The organism is Methylobacterium sp. Leaf104 (assembly GCF_001422885.1).
Classification (GTDB): Bacteria; Pseudomonadota; Alphaproteobacteria; order Rhizobiales; family Beijerinckiaceae; genus Methylobacterium.
On record NZ_LMMZ01000041.1, the window covers coordinates 129,650 to 149,370 of the forward strand.

Below are 19,721 nucleotides of genomic sequence, written 5' to 3' on the forward strand. Positions count from 1 at the left end.
GATCGTGGGAACGGGAAGGGCCGGCCGGACAAGCTCCGGCCGGCCCTGGCGAGCCCGCCCGGTATGGGCGGGCCCGATCGCGCATGCGGCGTGGATCAGTAGCGGTAGATCTTGCCGTCGAGGCCGATGGCGAGGAGGCGCTGACCGTTCGGGGCCGCCACCGCCGCGGCGGTGCCGTTCGGGATCAAACTCCAGGCCTCGACGGTGTTGTCGCCGATCTTGCGCCAGATCTGCTTGCTGTTGCGGTTGATGGTCACGACCGTGCCGTCGGAGGCCGCCGCCAGATCGAGAGCGTCTCGCCCGACAACGGTCCAGCCGCTGACGCCGTCGCTGCGGTAGATGTTGTTGTCGATCCCGATCGACCAGAAGCTCCGGCCGTTCATCGCCACCACCCTTCGGGCCGTGCCCGGCAGGCGGCGCCAGTTCATCTGGGCGTCGTCGGAGGGCTTCGACCAGATCTCGCCTGCCCGGTTCACCACGACGACGGTCCCATCGGAAGCCGCAGCGATCGCGACGTTGTCTCCGGAGCCGACGACGGTCCACTGATTGCCGTCGAAGCGCCAGACCTGGTTGTCGGTGCCGATGCCGTAGAGGCTGTTGGCCTTGACCACCGCCACGTCCTTCAGCAGGCCGGGCAAATTCTTCCAGGCGCCGTCGGCCTGATACAGCCAGACCTTTCCGTCGTTCCGGTTGACCGTGACCGTCGTGCCATCGGCGGCGGTGGCGATCTTGAGCGCCTCGACGCCGACCTCCTTCCAGACGCCGGTCGCGGGCTGCGCGTAGGGAGACAGGACCGTGCCACCCGTCGTACCGGTATTCCCCGTCGTCCCCGTGCCCCCGCCGGTCCCGCCGCCTCCGGCCGTGCCGCCCGGGGTCCCGGTGCCGCCGGTGGTCCCGGTGCCGCCCGCCGCGGCGGTCGCCACTTCGCAGGCCTTGACCGTGCCGTAGAGCGGATCGCGGCCGAAGGCCTCGTTGCTACAGGCGATGGAGCCGGTCACGTCCTTGGTGACGTACTGGCCGTTGGCGCCGTAGCGGACGGTCTTCGGACCGTTGGCCACGGTGCAGGTCTCGTATTCGGCGGAGCAGCGGGTCCAGCCCGTGTTGTCGACGGTGCCCGCGGCCGTGTTCGACGGCACCGTCACGCCCCCGACCGGCGCGGCGACGTTGGCGCCCAGCGCCACGATCACGCCCGGCGAGGGCACGCCCTTCCCGTCGATGGCGACGAGCTGGTAATAGCCGGGGGGCGCGAGGTTGCCCGAAGCCGGCGTCTGCAGGGTCACGAGCGCACCCGCCTGCGTAAAGGTCAGCGGCACCCGGCGCTGGCCGTTGTTGAAGCTGTGCGTCACCTGGGCGAGGCCGATCAGCACCACCTGCGAGACGCCGTTCTGCGAGGCGAGCTCGATCTGCATCGACTGGGCGTGGGCGAGCTTGTTGCTGCTCAGGCTGACGATCTGCGGCCGGGGCGCCAGGGCCGCCTTTCCGTTCACCGTGGTGAACAGGTAGGGTGGATAGTAGAACTCGGCGTTCAGGTTGGCGACCGGGCCGGGGGCGCCGCCGCCGGACACCAGCACCGTGCCGTTCTGCATCAGGCCTGCGGTGGAGTGGTAGCCCCGGTAGATCGCGTTGGAGGCGCCGAGCGTCCAGGTGTTGGTCTTGGGGTCCCAGAGCTCGGTGGCCAGGACCGTATTGTCCCCGGCCTGGTCGTTGAACTTGCTGCCGCCGGTCACCGCGACCGTTCCGGTCGGCAGGACGGTGGCGTTGGCCCAGGCGCGGCCGAAGCGCATCGGCGGCGCCTCGGTGAGGGCCGGGGTGGCGCCGTTGATGTCGACGATCGTGGCCCGGCTGCTGGAGAGGAAGCCGTTGCCGTTGTCGTAGCTGTTGCCGCCGACCTGAAGGATCTTGCCGGTGTCGTACATGGCCGCGGTCGAGACCGCACCGACATTGGGTGCATCGACCGCGCTGTTGGCGTTGCGCTGCGGCTCCTTGAACGCCAGGGCCGTCACCGCGCCGTTCCCGTTCGGGTCGAGCGTCCACATCTTTTCGGCGGAGATGCCGAAGACCCGGCCGCTCGGGGCGACCCAGGCCCGGGGATACCACCAGCGATTGTTCTCGGGGCCGAACGCGTCGCGGCTGGTGGCGCCGAACAGGCTGTTCCACTTCGTGCCGTCATAGACCTCCGGGGTCATGCCGGTCATGTAGCCCTTGTCGATGCTGCCCTGCGGGTCGGCCCAGCCGCCGAGATACGGGAAGGATCCGCCCATGATCAGCGGCCGGCCGTCGGCCAGGGTGATCATCGTGGAATAATAGCGGTCATTGGCGAGCTTGGCGTTGATGACGCCGACCGCCGTGCCCGCGGGGTTCAGCAGGGCGCTGCCCTTGTCGACGCCGCCGTCGAAGATGCCGCCGCTCACCAGCAGCGAGCCGTCGCCGAGGAAGGACGTCGCGGCGCAGAAGCTGTTGACGAAGCCGGGCTCCTGGAAATTGACGTGCGCGCCGTCGACCGGCCCCTTCGAGGGGTCCCAGATGTCGAAGGTGCGGCCGTTCTGCGAGCCGGCATCGCCGAGCGGAGAGCCGAAGGTGAGCAGCTTGCCGGTGGGCAGCAGGCTCATATGGATGGCGTTGAGCGGCCAGGCCTTCACCCCCGACCACATGCCCTGGGTCGGGGCGGTGTCGGGGATCGCCAGGTTGGCCAGGACGGGATCCGCCACCGGCGTCGCGACGACGGGAAGCTGCGCCGCCGCCGCCGGCAGGAGGGCGCCGGGGAGCAGGGCCGCCGGCGTCAGGAAGGTGGCGGCAGCGAGCGCGCTCCAGAGGGTCGCGCCCGGGCGGGCATCGGGCGATCGGGAGGAACCGGGCATGGGAGGACCTTCTGGGACGGGATCTTACAGGGCGGGGGATGCGCTGGAGGCCGGCGGGTGCCCGACGCCCTGCGCGAAGCGGTCGAGTGCGGCGAGGTCGCGGGCCAGGCGCGGCCGGTCGAGGGGGTTGGCGCCGTAGCTCATCGCGAGCTGTCCGATGCGGTCGAAGACCAGCACCGTGTCGGGCGGGTTGGAGCGGTCGGCCGGGTAGCGCAGGACCGTCCGCTGGCGCGCCGCCGTGTCCGGGTCGCTGTCGAGGACGGCGAACCGCGCCGGGTCGAGCCCGAGGCTGCCGGCGAAGGCGCGCAGGGCATCCCGGTCGTCCCGCGCCGGGTCGAGGGAGACCGCGAGGACGGCCACCCGCGCCCGAAGCGGCCCGGGCAGGCTGCGCTCGAGGGCCGCGAGGTCGCGGGTCCGGATCACGCAGGCGATGGTGCAGCCCGTCGTCAGGAAGCTCACCACCACGATCCGGTCGGCCAGGCGCGCGCCGGTGAGGGCCTGGCCGGCCTGGTCGCGGCGCAGGGCGCCGGCGACCGGCCAGAGGAGGGTGTCGAGATCGCTTCGCGGCGCGGCCGGGACGGTTTCGCCGGCGCGGACCGGCCCGGGCGCTAGGATCAGGGCGGTGCCGGCAAGCAGGCGCAGAGTCTTCAGGGAGTCACGGATCCTGGACGACATTCCGGATGGTTTCACCTCTTCTGCAGGCGACCATGCCGCTCTGCTGCTCGACCGCAGCAATAGACCGTCCGAGTTTTACAATGCAGTTCACAAAACTACTTAAAAACATTAACCATTAACAGCTCAGTGGCCGAATATCGACTTCTACATCGGAAAGACCAAATATAGACCTTCTCTCGAACAGGATACGTGCACGCCAGAGCTCGATCGCGGCCGGCGTGATTCGGATTGCATCCGGAAAGTCCCTCCCTGGTGGGACCAAAGCATTCGCGGCCGACCCGGCGCACCGAATCTCTGCTGTCTGGCGTCGGGTTCGAATCTGATCGCGAGGGGAACGGTCACCCGTCGCGTCTCTGCTGCGCGGCCGGCCCGGCCCGACGAAGGCGGGGCGGGCGCCAGCCCGTCCGAGGCCCTCTACCGGGCCGCTCGGACCGGCACCATCAGGCCGTCCGGGATCCGGCGCAGGCGCACGGACGAGAACGGCGCGCCGGGCCGATTGGCGACCCACTCGATGTTCGGGACGGTGCGCGCCCGCCGCCGCGCGGCCATCCGCATGAGGGATTCCCGCAGCGCGAAGGCGCCCAGCGTAGCGAGGACGATGCCCAGGCCCCAGAGGGCGAGGAGCAGGCCGATCGAGACCCGGCCGTTGAATTCCCGCAGCAGCCCCAGGGCGAAGGCGAAGTACCAGGACACGCCGGAGACCGCGCCCGAGACCAGGAAGATCCCCGCCGCCAGGCGCGAGACGCCGTCGAGCATCGGGCGGCGCACGTCCCGCAGGACGCTCGGCAGCACCAGAGCATGGATCAACAGACCGTTGACCGTGAGCACCGCGACCACCACCACCTTCGCCCAGAGCTTGGGGTTGGCGAGCTTCTCCGGCGCCTCGATGGCGTAGAGGCCGAGGAAGCCGAGCCCCGAGATCCACAGCAGGGCGATGCCCATGGTCACGACCTTGCTGATGAAGTGGAAGCTGCGCTCCATCTCGGCCGGCATCGCGCCCTCGCGCATCCAGCGCAGGATCCAGAAGTCCAGCATCGTCGCGCCGCCGAGGCCGAAGCACAGGCCGACCAGGTGAAGGCCGATCAGGGGCGTCAGGAGACGCACCGGCGGAAACGGGGCCGGAAGCGCCAGCAGCAGCGGACGGCCGAGCCCCGGCCCGGCCGCCGCACAGCCCCAGAGCAACGCGACGAGACCGACGGCCAGGGCCACCAGGGCCGTGACACAGGCCCGGATCACGGGACCGCCGGGTTCGGATCCCTGCATGGCGCGACTCTCCGGGACGCGGGGGAACAGGGAAGGAGGAATGCACTCTATTTGATAAAAAACTACGAACCTACGACGGCCCAGCACGGATGCTGTATTGCATGTCGTTGTGATAGAAAATATGTGCTCGATCCAGTTTCTGGCAGCGGCCGGATCTGATCTATGCCCGACGACAGGAAGTCTCCGAGCGCGCGCGATCCTATTCACCGATCGGAGCGGACGCTGGTTGCACGCGCGAGCTGTGGATCGACGCCCTTCGTCGCCTCGGGCCGACCTGAGGGGCGATTGCCTAGATTGGAGATCGACCCGGTATGCGGCTCACGACCATGCGGGTCCATGCCCCGAGCGAGCTCGACTGGCGAAGGCGGGGTGCGCCGAGCCGCCCATGACCGCCTGAGGTCGATCGTCGTCGGGTCGGTTCCGGTCCTCACTGCGCGCTCGCGATCCGGCCGATGCCAGGAACCACGCGGCGTTCGGGCACCGCGCCCGGAGGCGGCCGTTCACCGACTCGATCTCGACGTGATCGGTCGAATCGACCGGACGGCGGAGCTCGAGCGCGATGCCGCGCGCGAGAGGGGCGAGAGGCGAAAGCCGGCCCAGTGCGAACGCGCCGTCGGCGATCCGACCTGGCCGGATCGCCCCGTTCGGGATCGTGACGGGACGGACGCCCGCACCCGGTCGATCGGGAACCGCCCGGGCCGCGGCCGGTCAGGGATCGCGGGCGTTGATCCGCGTCACGACGAGCGGGTCGGCCGGCGTGAACGGCAGCGTCGGCAGGACCTCCTCGGTGGTGCCGAGCGTCGCGGCCAGGACGCCGCGCGAGAAGGCGGAGGCCGTCGCGCGATAGCCGATGTCGCCGGGGGTCGGTTGATCGAAGAAGATCAGGAAGTGAATCTCCTCGTCCCCGAGCTGTTCGATGTGGTGGGGATAGGCGCGCGGGATGAAGTAGACGTCGCCGGCCTTCAGGTCATAGGTGTCGGTCGTGCCGTCCGGATCGAGCACGGTCATGCGGGCGCGGCCGCGATGGACATAGCCCATCTCGGCGGTCTCCGGATGCCAGTGCGGCTCGCGCATGCCCTGGTGGGTGATCCGCAAGGAATACATCGAGATGTCCTTGAGGGCCGGCCAGAACTGGTCGCGGGCGAATCGTGCCGACCCGGCCTGCGAGGCGAGCAGCGGATGCTGCGCTTCGACATCGAATTTATGCGGGTTGTTGAACGCGGCGACCGCCGGGACCGCGGCCGGCCCTTGGCGGCCGACGATGAAGGCGCTCCTGGTGGAACGGGCGATCGGCGCGAAGGACGCGCCCGGCAGATCGTAGGTATTGCCGAGCACCGCGTCGGTCATCGCGCCGAAAGCCGCATGCATCGAGAAATCCTCCGGCCTCTCGTGCCGGAAGGCGACGATGAATTCCGCCCGATCCGCGCCGAGGTTCTCGATGTGGTGCACCGCTCCGGACGGGATATGAAACATCTGGCCGGCCGAGACCGTGAACGACGAGAACACGCTTCCGTTGTCGAGCACGCTCACCAGGCTCTGCCCGGACACGCAGTAGCTGAGTTCGGTCGCGTTGGCGTGCCAATGCGGTTCGCGAACGGCGCCGGCCGCAAGGATCAGGCGCTTGATGGACAGCCGCCGAAGGATAGGCATGGTGTCTGCGTAGAGCCGCGAGATCGATCCGAGTTCGCTCTCGAACTCGATGTGGCCTGAATCCAGAGATCGAACGTGCTTTGCTTGCATTTTCATTCTCCTGCACATGACGTTTTCACGAGAGACTCATGAAAGCGCGGATATTCGACTCAACGCGACCCGAAACGGGCACAAGCCGGATGTCGACGGGATCACCCGACGCTCGGCCCGCGATGCCGCGGCCGTGCACCTGCTCTCGGTTCCTCGGGGGCCACGATCGTATCGGAACTCAGGATTGTATCGGGACCCAGGATACGGATGGGCACGGGGATCGGCCAGAGGCGTTTCACCCAAGGCAAGCCGTCACCAAGCCGGGCCGTCACCAAGCCGGGCCGTCACCCGGCCGGGTCTTCGGTCGCCGCACCGTTTCCGTCCAATCCCGCTGGGCGCCCGCGAAGGGGAAACGCCCGTGATGGCCCCCTTTCCGCCGCGTCGATCGGAGCGGACAGGCGGTTTTCGGCCGCGAGGTCCGCCATCGAGCCGGGAGACCCGTGCCGGGGAAGCGGCACGGCGCCTGCCGGTGGGATCCTTCGGTCGGGATGTCGACCGATGGCGGCCGCCGGCGCCGCCTTGCGCGGCAGCACGCAGGGATCGGCCCTGGCGGGCTCGAAGTCTCGCCAGGGCCGATCGGTCGATCTCAGAACGCGTAGCGCACGCCGCCGCGGACGGCCTGGATGGTGTCGCTGGCGGCGAGTTCCGCGTCGTAGTTGACGAAGCCGGTCCAGCCCGCGGCGAACACGCTGGCGATCCCGACGCCCACCAGGGCGCGATCACGGTCCAGGCGACGGCCGTTCACCCGGAAAGGCACCGTCGGCGCGAGGGCGAAGGAGGACTGGATCGTGCGCGCCACATCCGCGAAATCGTGGACGTAGGCGGCCTTCACGCCGAGGCTGACCACGCGCTCACCGAGGGTGAGGCTTCCCTCGGCCCGGGCACCCACCAGGGTGCGGGCCGAGAGGAAGTCCTGCGCAGCGACGTTGAGGTTGAACGGGCCGTTCCCCCGTTCGGTCACGCGGTCCTGGTCGAACGTCGCGACCTGGAACCCGACGAACGGCACCAGCGCCTGTCCCGGCGCCAGAGCCACCCGGGCTCCGGCCTCGCCGGCGGCGAGGAACTGGTCGCCGCTGAGGGTGCCGCGCGCGCCGTTCGGCTGCAGGATCCCGCCGCCGACCGACCGGTCCATCCGGCCCTCGGCGTGGGAATAGCCGAGCGCCAGGGTGCCGTAGAGCGTGCCGCTGGTGATGCCGCCGTAGACGCCGATCTGTGCGTTGTCCGTGTGCGCCCGCTCGCCGGTGCGCGACAGGCCGACATCGACCGAGCCGTAGCCCGCCGCGATGCCGAGCACCGTTCCGGGCTGGGTGTGGGCGTCGATGCCGCCCGCGAAGCCCGCGATGGTCTCGGTGCGACCGGCCGCGTTCGCGGTGCCGTCCACCGTGCCGAACTGACCGTAGCCCGTGGCCCAGACGCCGTAGCCGCGGTTCGTCGGGACGAAGCGCGCCTCCGGCACGGGCCCGCGCTGCGGCAGGTCGGCGGCGTAGACGGCGGGCGGCAGGGTGAAGCCGTCCTGGCCCGGTTCGAAGATGGCGGTGTAGCCGCGCTGGACGAGCTGGTCCGCGAAGGCCCGGCCGGCCCGCAGCTGCAGATCGGCGACGGATGCGTAGCCCTGGCCGGCCACGCGGTCGAGCAGCGCCGCGTTGGCGCCGTCGCTCTGGTAGTCGAGGGTGGTCAAGGCGCCCGTATTGCCGGCGAGGGCCGCGTCGAGGCCCCGGGCGGCACCGGCCTGGTTCTGCGTCCGCGCCACGAGGCCGAAGCTCTGCTGGGCCAGCGTGACGTAGGCGTTGGTGGCATCGCTCGAGGCCACGGCACGGATCAGCGTCGGCAGGGCATTGCTGGTGGTCACGGCGCTGAAGCCCCCGGTGATGCCGCCCTGGGCCGTCACGAGGGTGTAGCGCGTGCCCGGACGGTACTGACCGGCGGCTTGAACGAGGCTGGCCGTGCCCGCGAGCGTCGCGGTGCCGTCGACGCTGAGGCGGGCGGCCTCGCCGGTCGCCGCGACGGCCGTGCTGAGCGTCGCCCCGGCGGTCTGGGCGAAGGCGCCCGTAACCGAGAGGGTCCCGTAGGCCGCCGTGGCGTTGCCGGGCGCGACGGTCCCGCCATTGGTCAGCGTGCCGCCGATGCGCCCGGTTCCGAGGAGCGTCCCGCCGGCGGCGACCTGCGTGTCGGCACTGAGCATCGAATTCACCGTGAGGGATCCGCCGGCGACCGTCGCACCGCCCGAGAAGCTCTGGGTGGTGCCGGCGGCCAGGGTGTAGGCATCGCCCTGCGCCGAGAGGGTGGTGAAGCCCGAGACGTTGCTCGCGAGGGTGCCGGCCCCGGTCAGGACGAGGGCGTTGCGGCCGCGGCCCTGCGCGACGATGTTGCCCTGGATCACCGAGCCGGTGCCGAGGGTGATGGTGTTCCGGCTGGCGGCGACGTCGTTCAGGGTGATGCCGCCGGTGATCGTGCCGGTGTTCGCGAGGGCGTGGCTGCCCATGCCGTAGAGCAGGCTGCCGTCGATGCGCCCGGCATTGGTGGTGCTGCTGTTGCGCCGCGCGGTGCTGGTGGCGACCTGCGGGTCGGAATCGGTGAAGCGGACGTCGCCGCCGATCGTCCCCGTGGCCGCGTTGGTGAGCGTCGCGGTGCCGTTGCCGTAGACCACGATCGCCTGCCCGCCGGCCGGCCCCGCGATCGTGCCCGCATTGGCGATGGTGAAGCTCTGCGCACGGCCCTGGATCGCGCGCGTTCCGGTGCCGGTGGCCGAGATCCGGCCCCCGGCCTGGTTGGTCACGGTGAGGGACGCCACGTCGTCGTCGGAATCGATGGCCGCCACCGCGGCGGTGCCGGTGCTGGTCGAGGCCCGGGTCGCCGAGATGGTGCCCGCGTTGACCACCGACATCGAGGCGATGTTCTCGCCGGCATAGATGCCGCGGGAGACGCCGATGCCGTTCTCCGTCACCGCGATGGTGCCCTGATTCACCACCGCGACGTTGCTGAAATCGGCCCCCGTCGAGTTGGCGAGCACGCCGTAGACCCGGTTCGCCGCCGTGTTGGTGCGCCCCGCGGCCCCGGTTCCGGTGATCGTGCCGAGATTGACCACCGTCGTGTTCGAGCCCGACAGGTTCACGGCCTTGTTCGTGAGGGTGTTGGCGACGGTGAGCTGGGCCCCCGAGCCCGTGACCTGCACGACGCCGCCGACGGTCTGGGTGGAGCCGGCCCCGAGGGTCAGGGTTCCGCCCGCCACGGTGAGGTTTCCGGACAGCGCCTGCGTGGAGCCGGCGCCCGTCGTCCAGGCGCCTCCGGCCTGGGTCAGGCTCGTGAAGCCGGTCACCGCCCCCGTGAGGGTCCCGGTGCCGGAGAGCGTGAGGGTGTTGGTGCCGAGGCCCCGGGCGGTGATGTTGCCGCCGATGCTGGAGCCGGTGCCGAGGCTGACCGCGTTCACGGTTCCGGCGACGTCGAGGAAGCTGATGCTCCCGCCGATCCGGCCCGTGTTGGTCACCACCGCGTTGCCGCCGCCGAAGGCGACCGTGCCGGTGATCGTTCCGGCGTTGGCGACCGTGCCGGAGCGGCGCAGGTTCACCAGGGTGGCGCCGGTCTGGAGATCCTGATCGAACAGCCGGACATCGCCCGAGACGACGCCGGTGGCGGTGTTCGTGAGGGTGGTGCTGTAGGCGCGCGGCGTCGTGGCATCGCCCGCGTTCCCGGCGTTCAGCGCGTAGGTGGCGATCGCCGCCTCTCCGGCCGTGGTGTTCTGGATCGTGCCGCTGTTGTTGATCACGAGATCGGCCGCGCGCCCGTTGATCGCGCGGGTGTTGACCCCCGTCGCCGTGATGCGCCCGCCGGCCGCGTTGTTCACCACCAGGCGGTCGGTGTCGTCGTCGGAATCGACGCCCGCGACGAGCGCGGTGGTGGCGGTCGCGGTCGGGGCCCGGGTCGCGCTGATGAGGCCCGTGTTGGTGATCGTGAAGAGCGTCGTGTTCTCGCCCGAGTAGATTCCGCGCGCGATGCCGTTTCCGTTCTGGACGACGCCGATCGTGCCGGCGTTGGTCACGGTCGTGCTGGCGTATTGGGCGCCGTTGGGTGCGCTCGAATAGGCGCCGTAGAGCCGGGTCGTGGCGTTCCCCGCAGGTGCGACGAGGCTGATCGTGCCGGTATTGTTCAGGGTCGAGAGGTCGCCCGCGAGGTTGACGCCGAAATTGTCGCGCGCTTGGCCGGCCGGATTCGTGATCGTGCCCGCGTTGTTGACGAGGCTGCCGCCGCCGACGCGGATGTTGGTGAAGCTGGGATTGGCGCCGCCACTCGTCTGAACCGGCGTGACCGTCGCGCCGGGAGCGACGGTCACGGTCAGGCCCGTGGCGGCCGCGGGCGCGACGAACCCCGCCGACGTCCCGGAGCAGGCAATGGTCTGGCCGCTCGTCGGTGTCCCCGGTTGGCAATCGGCACTCGCCTCGGAGACGAGGACAGACCAGGCCGGAACAGTCAGAAGCAACGAACGGCGCAACGTCAAGCCTAGGCCTGCCATCGATTCACTCCCCAGAGTTTTGATTCACCCATGCCGGTTTTTTACCGGCTAAGCGAGCAAAAAACTCCGCGGAGTGTGTGAGTCAAATGTAATCCACGTGATCTACAAAGAATCGACCCCAAGAAACAAAAATATCACATCGACTTCGCAACAAGACATCGGCATCACGCGGGCTCGGGAAGGTCGAGTAATCTTGGAATGGTCTTTCGGAAAGTACGGCAGGACGATCTGGCATTCCGCGGTCAGGCCGGCGGCGGCCCCCGATACGTCGAAGCGCGCGGTCGGCGGCGGCCATCGGGACGGCTGCCACGTCAGGTCCCGTCGAGCGCCGGGATCAGGGCTTCGCGGAAGCCCGCGAACTCGACCGTGCGCCAGCGGTAGCACTGATAGAACCGGACGCGCCCGCTGGTGACGGCCTGGACGGGGATCATGAGGTCGAAGCCGGCGGAGCGTGCCAGCGCGGTCCCGAGATGCGCCTCGATGTCCGGCCGTTCGAGAGGCGCGCCGATGCAGATCCGGCTTCGACCGTTCTCCTCCCAGCGCGCCACCACGCACAGGGCGGAGCCGAGCCCGCGCAGGAACGCCCAGCCCTGACACCGGATGGACCGGACGTCGTCCTCGGCGGTGAGCGTGACCGCGTTGAGGTTCGGCGCCCGGCGGATCGCCTTGATGAAACGCCGCCGGAAGGCCGCGGGGAGGGTCTCGGTGTCCCGACAGCGCCCGTGCCCCTCGCGGACCTGAAGCCGGTCGGGCAGGGCGATCGCCGGGCCGGTCCCGCGGCCGGTGCGCAGGAGGACCTCGTAGGGGTCCGGCCGCAGGCCATTCAGCGCCGCGACGAAGCGGAGCGTTCCGTCCGAGGCGGCATGCGCGTCCGCGTCGAGCCGGAGCGTCGCGCCGTCGGGACTCCGGAGCCAGACCTGGACCGCCTCGGCCGGGACGTCGGGCAGGCAGGCCTCGAAGGCCCAGACCTCCGCGGACGAACCGACGAGCACGCCGTCGCAATTGGGCAGGCTCTGCCGGATCCGCCGGGGCACGCCTCTGCGCGGGGTCTCCCGGTCCGGGCCGGCCCCCTGCGCCGCCCGGAAGTGGCCCGCGCGCGCCGCGCCGAGATCGCTCGCGGCGAAGATCCGCAGCAGCCCGCGGGTGACGATCCGGTGGGTCGCCGTCACCTGGATCAGGTCCACCGCGTGACTTCCGAAACTCAGACCCGCGAGGTCGACCTGTCCGGCGAAGCCCGCGTCCCGCGCCGCGGGGGTGCGGAGATGGTCCAGCACGTCCTGCCGGCTCTCGGTCGCAAGGGGGGCGTAGGACGTGCTCGTGCCGTCGCTGAAGCGCAGATAGGTCCGGTAGGGTCCCCGGCTCTCCGACAGGTGCATCCAGCCGCGCAGGGAGAGGCTCTGGAACACGACGGCGTTCCCGCTGCGATCCAGGCGCTGGCACTGATCGGTCCAGAGGGCGTCGATGGCCCAGGCGAGGGCCGGATGGCTCAGCGGACGTTCCAGGGCGGGCTTGGCCGCGTCCGCCTCCGGCAGGGCGTCGATGCGGGCGACCGCCGGGAAGGTCTCGGGGAAGCCGCCGCCATCCGAGAGACGGCTCCGGTCCCAGAGGATGTCGTTGCTGACCCAGGACGGCGCGTTCACCTGGAGCGCGAGGTCGTCGAGGGACAGGTCGTAGGCGCCCGGGCGCCGGTTCGGGACCCGCTCGTGCGGGCAGGGCCGCTGCGCGATCAGGCCGGCATACAGCCGGTGCAGGGCGTCGAGATGCGCGTCCACCGACGGGAAGGCCTTGCGCCGGATGGTGGTGCGCATCGCCGCGAGCTGCTCCCGGTCGAAGAGGAGAGCCAGGAGCCTCGCCCGGACCGCGCCGGGATCATGCGGCGGCACCCGGAAGCCATCGATCCCGTCGCGGACCCGTTCGGCGGGCGCGCCGAGGTCGCTGACGATGGGCACGAGGCCGGCCTGCCAGGCCTCCGTGAGCGCGATGAGGAAGGTCTCGGGCCAGGTCGAGAGGTGGAGGGAGACGTCGCACCCCTGCAGCTGGGCGACGATGCCGCGCTGCTCGTAGGGGCCGTGGACCGTCACGCGCTCCGCCGGCAGGCCGCGCAGGCGGCCCGCATGGTGGGGGCTGACCTGGCCGTGGATCCGGAACCGGATGGGATAGCCCTCGCAGGTGCGGATCAGCTCGATCACGTCGTCCCCGCCCTTGTGGTGGGTGAAGTTGCCGATCACCGCGACCACGAGGGACGCGGGGGCCTCCGCCGCGGGAGGTGCCTCGGGGGGTGCGGCGGCCGGCGTCGGGACCAGCATCGCGATCTCGACGACGCGGTCGGGGGCGATCTGCGGATGGAAGGCCCGCAGGTAGGCACCCGTGGCCGGGGTGCTCGTCACGAAGGCGTCCACCGCGCCGACCACCTGCCCCAGGAACGCATCCCGGCGCGCCTTGGCGCCGGCGGGATAGTTGTGGCTGGCGGCGAGGCACGCGTCGCATTGCTCACGCCCGCGATGGACGACGTCGCAGAAGCGGCCGTTGTGGTCGAGCAGGAGCCAGCGCTCGCAGATCAGGTAATGGTCGTGGAGGTGCTGGACCACCGGAACGCCGCAGGCGCGCGCGATGAGCGGCAGGCTCAAGGGCCAATGCAGCAGATGGTGGATGTGCAGCAGGTCCACCCGATGCTCGAACAGGATGCGGGCGAACTGCCCCTCCACGTTCGGGTCGGTGAGCCGGGGCAGGCCGACGGACCCGCCGGGCAGGTTGAGCGCGACACCGGGGCCTTCGAGGCGCATCTCCCAGGTCTCGCCGCGGAAGACCGGAAACAGGAAGAGCAGGTCGTAGCGGTCGCCGAGCCCGGCGAGGGCCTCCTGGTAGACCTCGACGCCGCCGCCCTCGCGATGGCCCAAGCGGTTGTGCGTGAGGATGAGCACGGTCCTGCGCGGGGCCGAGGCGGGGGGCCGCTCGCCGCGGGCGGAGGCCGTGCGCCGGACCGGGACGGCCCGCTCCAGCATCGTGGCGATGCGATGGTCGTAGAGGTGCTCGGCCAGCGTCCGGGCGCGCGCGGCGCGGGCCTGGGCGAGCCGTTCCCCGGGGACCGACAGCATGCGGGCGATGGTCTCGGCGGCCTGCGCGTCGTCCGTGCAGAGCTGGAATTCCGTGCCGGCGGCGTAGTAGTCCCGCACCTCCGGCTCGGGCGACACCATAACCTGGAAGCCGCCGGCGAGGGCGGTCTCGAACAGGCGCGGGGGCGGCGTCGATCCGGCCGCCTGCTCGGCCGCGCTGCCGGAGAAGACGCGCGGCAGGGTGAGGACGACGCGGCTGCGGTTGGCCAGGCGTGCGAAGTCGAGGTTGCCGCAGCGCCAATCCGTGACGAGGGAGCGGTCGTGCAGGTCGGGCGGCCCAAGATGGACGTTCCAGGGCAGGGCGATCTTGACCCGCAGGTCGGCGGGCAGGAGCCCCAGGATCGTGTTCAGGCTCGCGACCCGGTTGGGCCAGGCGGTCCCGACGAAGAGCAGGTCGTAGCGGTAATGGCGGTCGTCCGCGCCGACCGCGAAATCCTGGAAGCGCGGGCTCGCGGCCAGGGGCAGGTGGACGGCGCGGCCCTCGTAGGCGGCGACGCTTCCGCGGTCGTTGGTGAAGACGATGTCGAAGCAGTCGGAGAAGCGGACGTTGGACGCGCGCTCGTAGGGATCCTCGGTGGTCCACAGGATGCTGAGGCGGGCCAAGCGCGCGAGCCGGCCGAGCAGGGGCGCCTGCATCCGGGCGCCGCCGAAGGCCAGGACCGTGTCGAGCCCCTCCGCCAGGAAGGTTGCGAGGGCGTCGCCGTGATGCGCGACCACGACGCGCGCCACGCCGGGATGGCGCCGCAGCGCGTCCGCGATGGCCAGGACGATGTAGTGGTTGTGCGTCCGCGGCTCGGTATCGAGGAGCAGGATCGAGAGATCCGTCATGCGTGCGCCGATCCGCGCGGCTCCGGACGGGGCACGGCGAGCAGGTCCTCCAGGTTCTCCGACGCGGGGCGGGCCGGGAGGCCGCAGAGTTCGAGGATGCGCCCGGCACGGCACGCATAGGTGTGATCTCTCAGGGCGCGCCGCTGCGCCCGCTCGGCGATGGCGAGGATCGCGGCCGGCTCGTCCCGGGTCCGCTCGAGGGCCCGGGCGATGTCGCGGGGGCCGTCGACGAGGAGGATCTCCTCGTCCGGCTCGAAGGCGTCGCAGATCTCCAGACCGGTCGCGAAGTAGAGTTGCGTCGAACCCGACAGCGCCACCTCGAAGGTGCGCGGTCCCGGCGTCGCCTGCGGCAGGGCGAAGCGCCGGTTCGCGATGTCGAGGTCGCGGCCGATGTTCAGCGTCAGCCAGGCGGCGGCGGCGTGGTCGGCCATCTCGTCCGCGGTCAGGCGTCGGTTGTGCGCGCAGCGCAAGTCGGCCGGCCAGTCGCAGCCGAGAATCTCCACCGGGTGGCGGGACAGGAGATCGTCCGCCCGCCGGAGGAGCGCGACCCGGTTCGGATAGGCGACGCCGCAGAAGAAGATCGCGATGTCGCGCGGCAGGCTCGGGTGGATGGGACGCAGGTGCCGGGTCGGGGACGCGGCCAGCGGCAGGTGGTGCACCGACCCGTGCCGGTAGTGGTGGACCGCCCAGCTGTCGTTGGAGAGGACGATGTCGGCCAGGAGCTCCGCCTTGAACGCGTAGTCGAACTCGTAGGGATCCTCGGTCAGCCAGAAGGCGAGCTGGGCTCCCACGGCGTCGACGGATCGGCGCAGGGCACCGAGGCCGGCCGCATCCGGCACGAGGCTGCCGACGGCGACCACCAGCTTCGGACGCAGGCGACGCACCCGCTCGCAGGCGAGCTCCAGGGGCGCCTGCCCGACGGCGGCGCCTCCCAAGCGCTCGCTCAGTCCTTCGACAAGGTAAGATCTGATGGCAGGATTGATATTGACCGCATCAGATGTCGTGCCAGTTACGAGAACTTCGATCGTATCCGGATAAATGTGAGATGCGAAATTCATTTATTCCGCCGATCGGCGCGTGGCGTTGCGAGGGTTTGACTTCCTTCTTAGAGAAGCAATAACTTCGTTTTTGAAAGCTGTCTATGTAAACGAGCGTCGACAACGTAATCGGGAAAGATGAGTAAGAGCGCTATTGCTTTTCGGCAAGACGATCGGGAGAATTCGGCAATCGGAAGCGGGTCCGGTGCGCAGGGAGCGGACGGCGTTGCCGGGACGGGCGGCCCGGGCAGCCTCACGGCAGCCAATATTCTCCTGCCGGTCGCGGAGGCCGTGTCCGGAGACGTGCTCCTGCTCGGATCGGTGGCGCCGAGCCTCCACGCCCATGCCGCGGCGCTGGCCGGATCGCTGACGGCCCACGCGCGGCGGCAGCCGGAGGCCGACCTGATCGACGGCCCTCCCGCCTATGACACGATCCTGGCCTTCGATCTCTTCGCCCCGGCCGACGAGGCCGCCCCGCTTGCGCTGCGAGCGCTGCGGCGAAGCCTGCGGCGGGACGGACGGCTGATCCTGGCGCTGGGGACGAAGCCGCCGGGACGCGGCGCCTCCGCCGCGGGGCAGGGCGGATCCCGAGATCCGGGCGGCGGGCCGGGCGCCTGGGCCTGCCTGCGCCGAGCCCTGGAGGCGGCCGGATTCCCGCACCAGCACTGGTGGTATCCGTTTCCGGACCATCGCGCCGCCCGCACCGTCCTGTTCGAACGCGGCCTGGCTCCCGGGTCCGGGCTGGATGCCGCGGCCCTGGCGGGGGACGCCTCCGGCGAACGCCGCGCTTGGCGGCGCATCGCAGAGGCCGGCGGACTGGCGGACCATGCGCCGTCCGCGCTCGTCCTGGCCTCGGCCGTCGGGCTCCCGGCGGAGGAGCGCCTCGCCCTGCAGATCGGCCACGAGCGGCGGCCGGAATTCAACAAGGTCGCCACGATCCTGACCCGGGCGGAGGGTCCACCGGAGGTTCGGCGCGTGCCGCGCCGGCCCGGATTGCCGCGCTGCGTGGCCGGCGTCACCAATCGATTCCCGTCCGAGGCCCTCGCGCCCGGCCAGCCCTGGCCCGAGGCCCTCGAGGCGGTGCTGGCCCGCGACGGCTGGACCGAGTCCGACGTGGCGACCTGGGCCGAACGCTGGATCACCGCCGTCCGGGCCGCGTTTCCGGAGGCCGATCCGGGCGACCGGTCGCCGGATGCCGGCACGCTCCTGCCCGGTCATGCCTTCGATGCCATCCCGCGCAACCTGCTGGTTCAAGGAGGGGAGGCCGCATTCATCGACCTGGAATGGACGCTCGACGCGCCCCTCGACCTCGGGCACCTGCTCGTGCGCGGTCTCGTCGACACCTTCCTCACCACGCCGATCCAGGGCTGTCCCGCACCGGGGCTCGACCCGACCTTCCTGACCTTGCTGCGCGCCTGCACCGGACCGCTCGGAGACGGCCTCTCCGATGCCGGGATCGCCGAGCGCCTCGACCGCGAGGCCCGTTTCCAGCGGGTCGTGGGCGGGCATGACCCCAAGCGCGACTTCGCGTGGCTCGCGGCCACCCATCCCCTGTCCCGCTCGCAGCTGCTCCTGCGTGCGACGACCCTGGCGGACGAGGTCGCCGGGCTGCGGAGCGAGCGCGCCGCGCTCGTCGACGCCCGTGACGCGGCGCAGGCGCAGACCGACCGCGTCATCGTCTATGCGGCGGAACGGGATCGCGAGGCGGAGCGCCTGGAGGCCGCGCTGGCCGCAGCCGAGGCCCGTCTCGCGGGGCCGCCGCCCAGGCTCCCCGGCCCGGCCATCCGCCTCGGCCGGGCCGTCCGGGGCCTCGTCCCGTGGAAGCGGACCTAGCGCGATGCGCCTCCTGGTTGCCTGCGATCATCTGGCCCTGACCGGAGGCCTGATGCGGTTCGAGCGCGTCGGGCAGGTGCTGGCGCGTTGGGGCGGCGAGCTCGCCTTCCTGTGCCTGGGCGAGGGCGGCGCCGATCGGCCGGCCGGCTTCGCGAGCAGGCTCCGGCACCTGTCGCGCGCGGCGGCGCTGGAGGAGACCTGGGACGCCGTCATGGTCCCGGGCGGCGGCTTTCCCGATGCCATCGTGGCGCGCCTCGCGAGCCTGCGAGACCCTCGCCTGGGCCTGCGCGTCCAGCATTTCCTGAACGGTCCCGGCCGCCGTGACGCCTATCGGCGCGTGACGCAGGCCTTCGAGCCCGACCTCATCCTCGTCAACAACGCGCATTGGCCGGAGGCGGATCTCGCCGCGTTCGGCCGGCCGGTCCGCCGGGTCGTCGGCGGGGTCGACTCGACCCTGTTCGCGCCGCCCGTCGCCCGGCCGCCGCGCACCGGGCGATACCGTCTCGGCGCCATCGCGAACAAGAATCCGGCCGCCCTGGTGGACGCCCTTCGCGCGCTCGGCGCCGCGTGGGAGCTGCACTGGTTCGGCCGTGCCGACCCGCGCGAGCCGGCGCCTCCGGACGACCTCCTGGCGTCGGGACGGATCGTCCGGCACGGCCCCCTGTTCGGCGAGGCGCTGGCCGCATTCTACGCCGGCCTCGACGTCTTCTGCAGCGCCGAGCTGCAGGCGGGCTGGTGCAACCCGGCCGCCGAAGCCATGGCCAGCGGAACGCCCCTCGTCACCACGCCGCACGGCACCCTGGCCTTCGCCGAGCACGACGTCACCGCGCGGGTGATCGAGGTCGCCACGGGTCCCGCCATCGCGGCGGCCGTCGAAGCCGTGCGGGCCGATCCCGAACGCGCCGCGCGATGCGCCCGTGCCGGGCGTGCCCGCATCCGCGGCCTCACCTGGGAGGCCTATACGGCCGATCTCCTGGCGGCGATCCGCGGCGGGCTCGCGGATGGGACCGCTCCGGCCTGGGCCACGGCGCGCATCGCGGCGCTCGTGGCCGAACACGGTCCGGCCCCGGAGGATTTCGACGCGGCCGGATACCTTCGCCTGCATGCGGATCTCGCGGCCCTGTTCGGGCGCCCGTGGCAGGGCCTGCTGCACTACCTCGAACATGGCCGCCGCGAGGGCCGCCTCCATCCCTCGACGCGCAGCCGCGCGCAGGAGAAGGCCGCGCAGGCCGGGCGCATCGCCCTCGTCCTCGACGGGCTCGACGGCTCCGGCAAGTCCAGCATCGCCCGGGAGGTCGCCGGACGGATCGGCGCGACGGTCCTCGATCCCTTCGGCGGCCGGATCGGCGGCCTCATGGTCCTCCTCGCCGAGCGGGGCGCGCATGCCCTGGCCGACGACGTCGCGCATGCCGCCGTGGCGCTGGCCCTGCAGCAGGCCCCCGACGGCCCGGTGGTCTTCGATCGGCACTGGTTCACCGCGTCGCAGCTCCTGTCGCCGGCCTACCGGGCGGGCTGGGCCCCCCACCCCCGCACGATCATGTGCTGGGCGGATCGGCCCACGACGGTGGCCCGCCTGGTCGCGCGCGGGGACGCCCAGGCCCGCGCGCGCATGAGCGTCGAGCGGGTCGAGACCTACCGGCGCCTGGCGCAGGAGCTCGGCCTTCCTCTCCTCGACACCTCGCGCATCTCTCCGGCGCTGGCCGCCGAGCGCATCCTCCGGGACTGGTGGGCGAGCCCGCCCCCGTCATCCGGGAGCGGCCCGCAGGCGCACCCGCCGCCTCCGCAGGCGGGGGACCCGGAGGATGCGCTCGGCCCCCGCGCGGGCGGCGCCGGCCCACCCTGACGGTCACGCCGTCCGCCGCGACCG

The 19,721-nt window shown here is 71.3% G+C and carries 9 protein-coding genes; 2 read left to right on the top strand and 7 right to left on the bottom strand.

The genetic code is table 11. The features are described 5' to 3' along the window. Nucleotides 1-95: 95 nt before the first annotated feature. The 7 genes from ASF49_RS24300 to ASF49_RS22505 all read right to left on the bottom strand — a co-directional run bounded on the left by ASF49_RS24300 (nt 96) and on the right by ASF49_RS22505 (nt 15,919). Nucleotides 96-2,858 (bottom strand): galactose oxidase-like domain-containing protein, encoded by a 2,763-nt coding sequence (locus tag ASF49_RS24300; protein ID WP_056478088.1) that lies wholly within the window; start codon nt 2,856-2,858, stop codon nt 96-98. Nucleotides 2,859-2,882: 24 nt separating this feature from the next. After that, complete coding sequence (locus ASF49_RS22480) at nt 2,883-3,533, bottom strand: SCO family protein (protein WP_056478090.1); 651 nt, start codon at nt 3,531-3,533, stop codon at nt 2,883-2,885. Nucleotides 3,534-3,947: 414 nt separating this feature from the next. Then, complete coding sequence (locus tag ASF49_RS22485) at nt 3,948-4,796, bottom strand: hypothetical protein (RefSeq protein ID WP_056478092.1); 849 nt, start codon at nt 4,794-4,796, stop codon at nt 3,948-3,950. Nucleotides 4,797-5,504: 708 nt separating this feature from the next. Beyond that, entirely contained in the window at nt 5,505-6,554 is a 1,050-nt protein-coding gene (locus ASF49_RS22490) for a cupin domain-containing protein (protein WP_056478094.1), read from the bottom strand. A gap of 568 nt (nt 6,555-7,122) precedes the next feature. Beyond that, a complete protein-coding gene (locus ASF49_RS22495; RefSeq protein WP_156653152.1) occupies nt 7,123-10,863 on the bottom strand; it encodes an autotransporter outer membrane beta-barrel domain-containing protein in 3,741 nt (1,246 codons plus the stop codon). Between the two features lie 491 nt (nt 10,864-11,354). Next, nucleotides 11,355-14,984: a glycosyltransferase family protein gene (locus tag ASF49_RS22500; protein ID WP_056478098.1), complete on the bottom strand. Its 3,630-nt coding sequence runs from the start codon at nt 14,982-14,984 to the stop codon at nt 11,355-11,357. After that, a complete protein-coding gene (locus ASF49_RS22505; protein WP_243214746.1) occupies nt 14,981-15,919 on the bottom strand; it encodes a CgeB family protein in 939 nt (312 codons plus the stop codon). The genes ASF49_RS22500 and ASF49_RS22505 overlap by 4 nt, the downstream gene beginning before the upstream one ends. A 393-nt stretch (nt 15,920-16,312) precedes the next feature. On the opposite strand from ASF49_RS22505, the gene ASF49_RS22510 reads away from it, so the two are divergent. Further along, nucleotides 16,313-17,854, top strand: a complete 1,542-nt coding sequence (locus ASF49_RS22510) for a hypothetical protein (RefSeq protein WP_156653153.1) — start codon at nt 16,313-16,315, stop codon at nt 17,852-17,854. A gap of 4 nt (nt 17,855-17,858) precedes the next feature. Continuing rightward, nucleotides 17,859-19,697 carry a glycosyltransferase gene (locus ASF49_RS22515; RefSeq protein WP_082511481.1) on the top strand — a complete coding sequence of 613 codons (1,839 nt, stop codon included), beginning with the start codon at nt 17,859-17,861 and terminating at the stop codon, nt 19,695-19,697. Nucleotides 19,698-19,721: the final 24 nt, after the last annotated feature.

Bases quoted from the DNA above. Each gene is read 5' to 3' on its own strand.
- ASF49_RS22490 (WP_056478094.1), bottom strand. From the start codon at position 6,554: ATGTGCAGGAGAATGAAAATGCAAGCAAAGCACGTTCGATCTCTGGAT.
- ASF49_RS22485 (WP_056478092.1), bottom strand. From the start codon at position 4,796: ATGCAGGGATCCGAACCCGGCGGTCCCGTGATCCGGGCCTGTGTCACG.
- ASF49_RS22500 (WP_056478098.1), bottom strand. From the start codon at position 14,984: ATGACGGATCTCTCGATCCTGCTCCTCGATACCGAGCCGCGGACGCAC.
- ASF49_RS24300 (WP_056478088.1), bottom strand. From the start codon at position 2,858: ATGCCCGGTTCCTCCCGATCGCCCGATGCCCGCCCGGGCGCGACCCTC.
- ASF49_RS22515 (WP_082511481.1), top strand. From the start codon at position 17,859: ATGCGCCTCCTGGTTGCCTGCGATCATCTGGCCCTGACCGGAGGCCTG.
- ASF49_RS22480 (WP_056478090.1), bottom strand. From the start codon at position 3,533: ATGTCGTCCAGGATCCGTGACTCCCTGAAGACTCTGCGCCTGCTTGCC.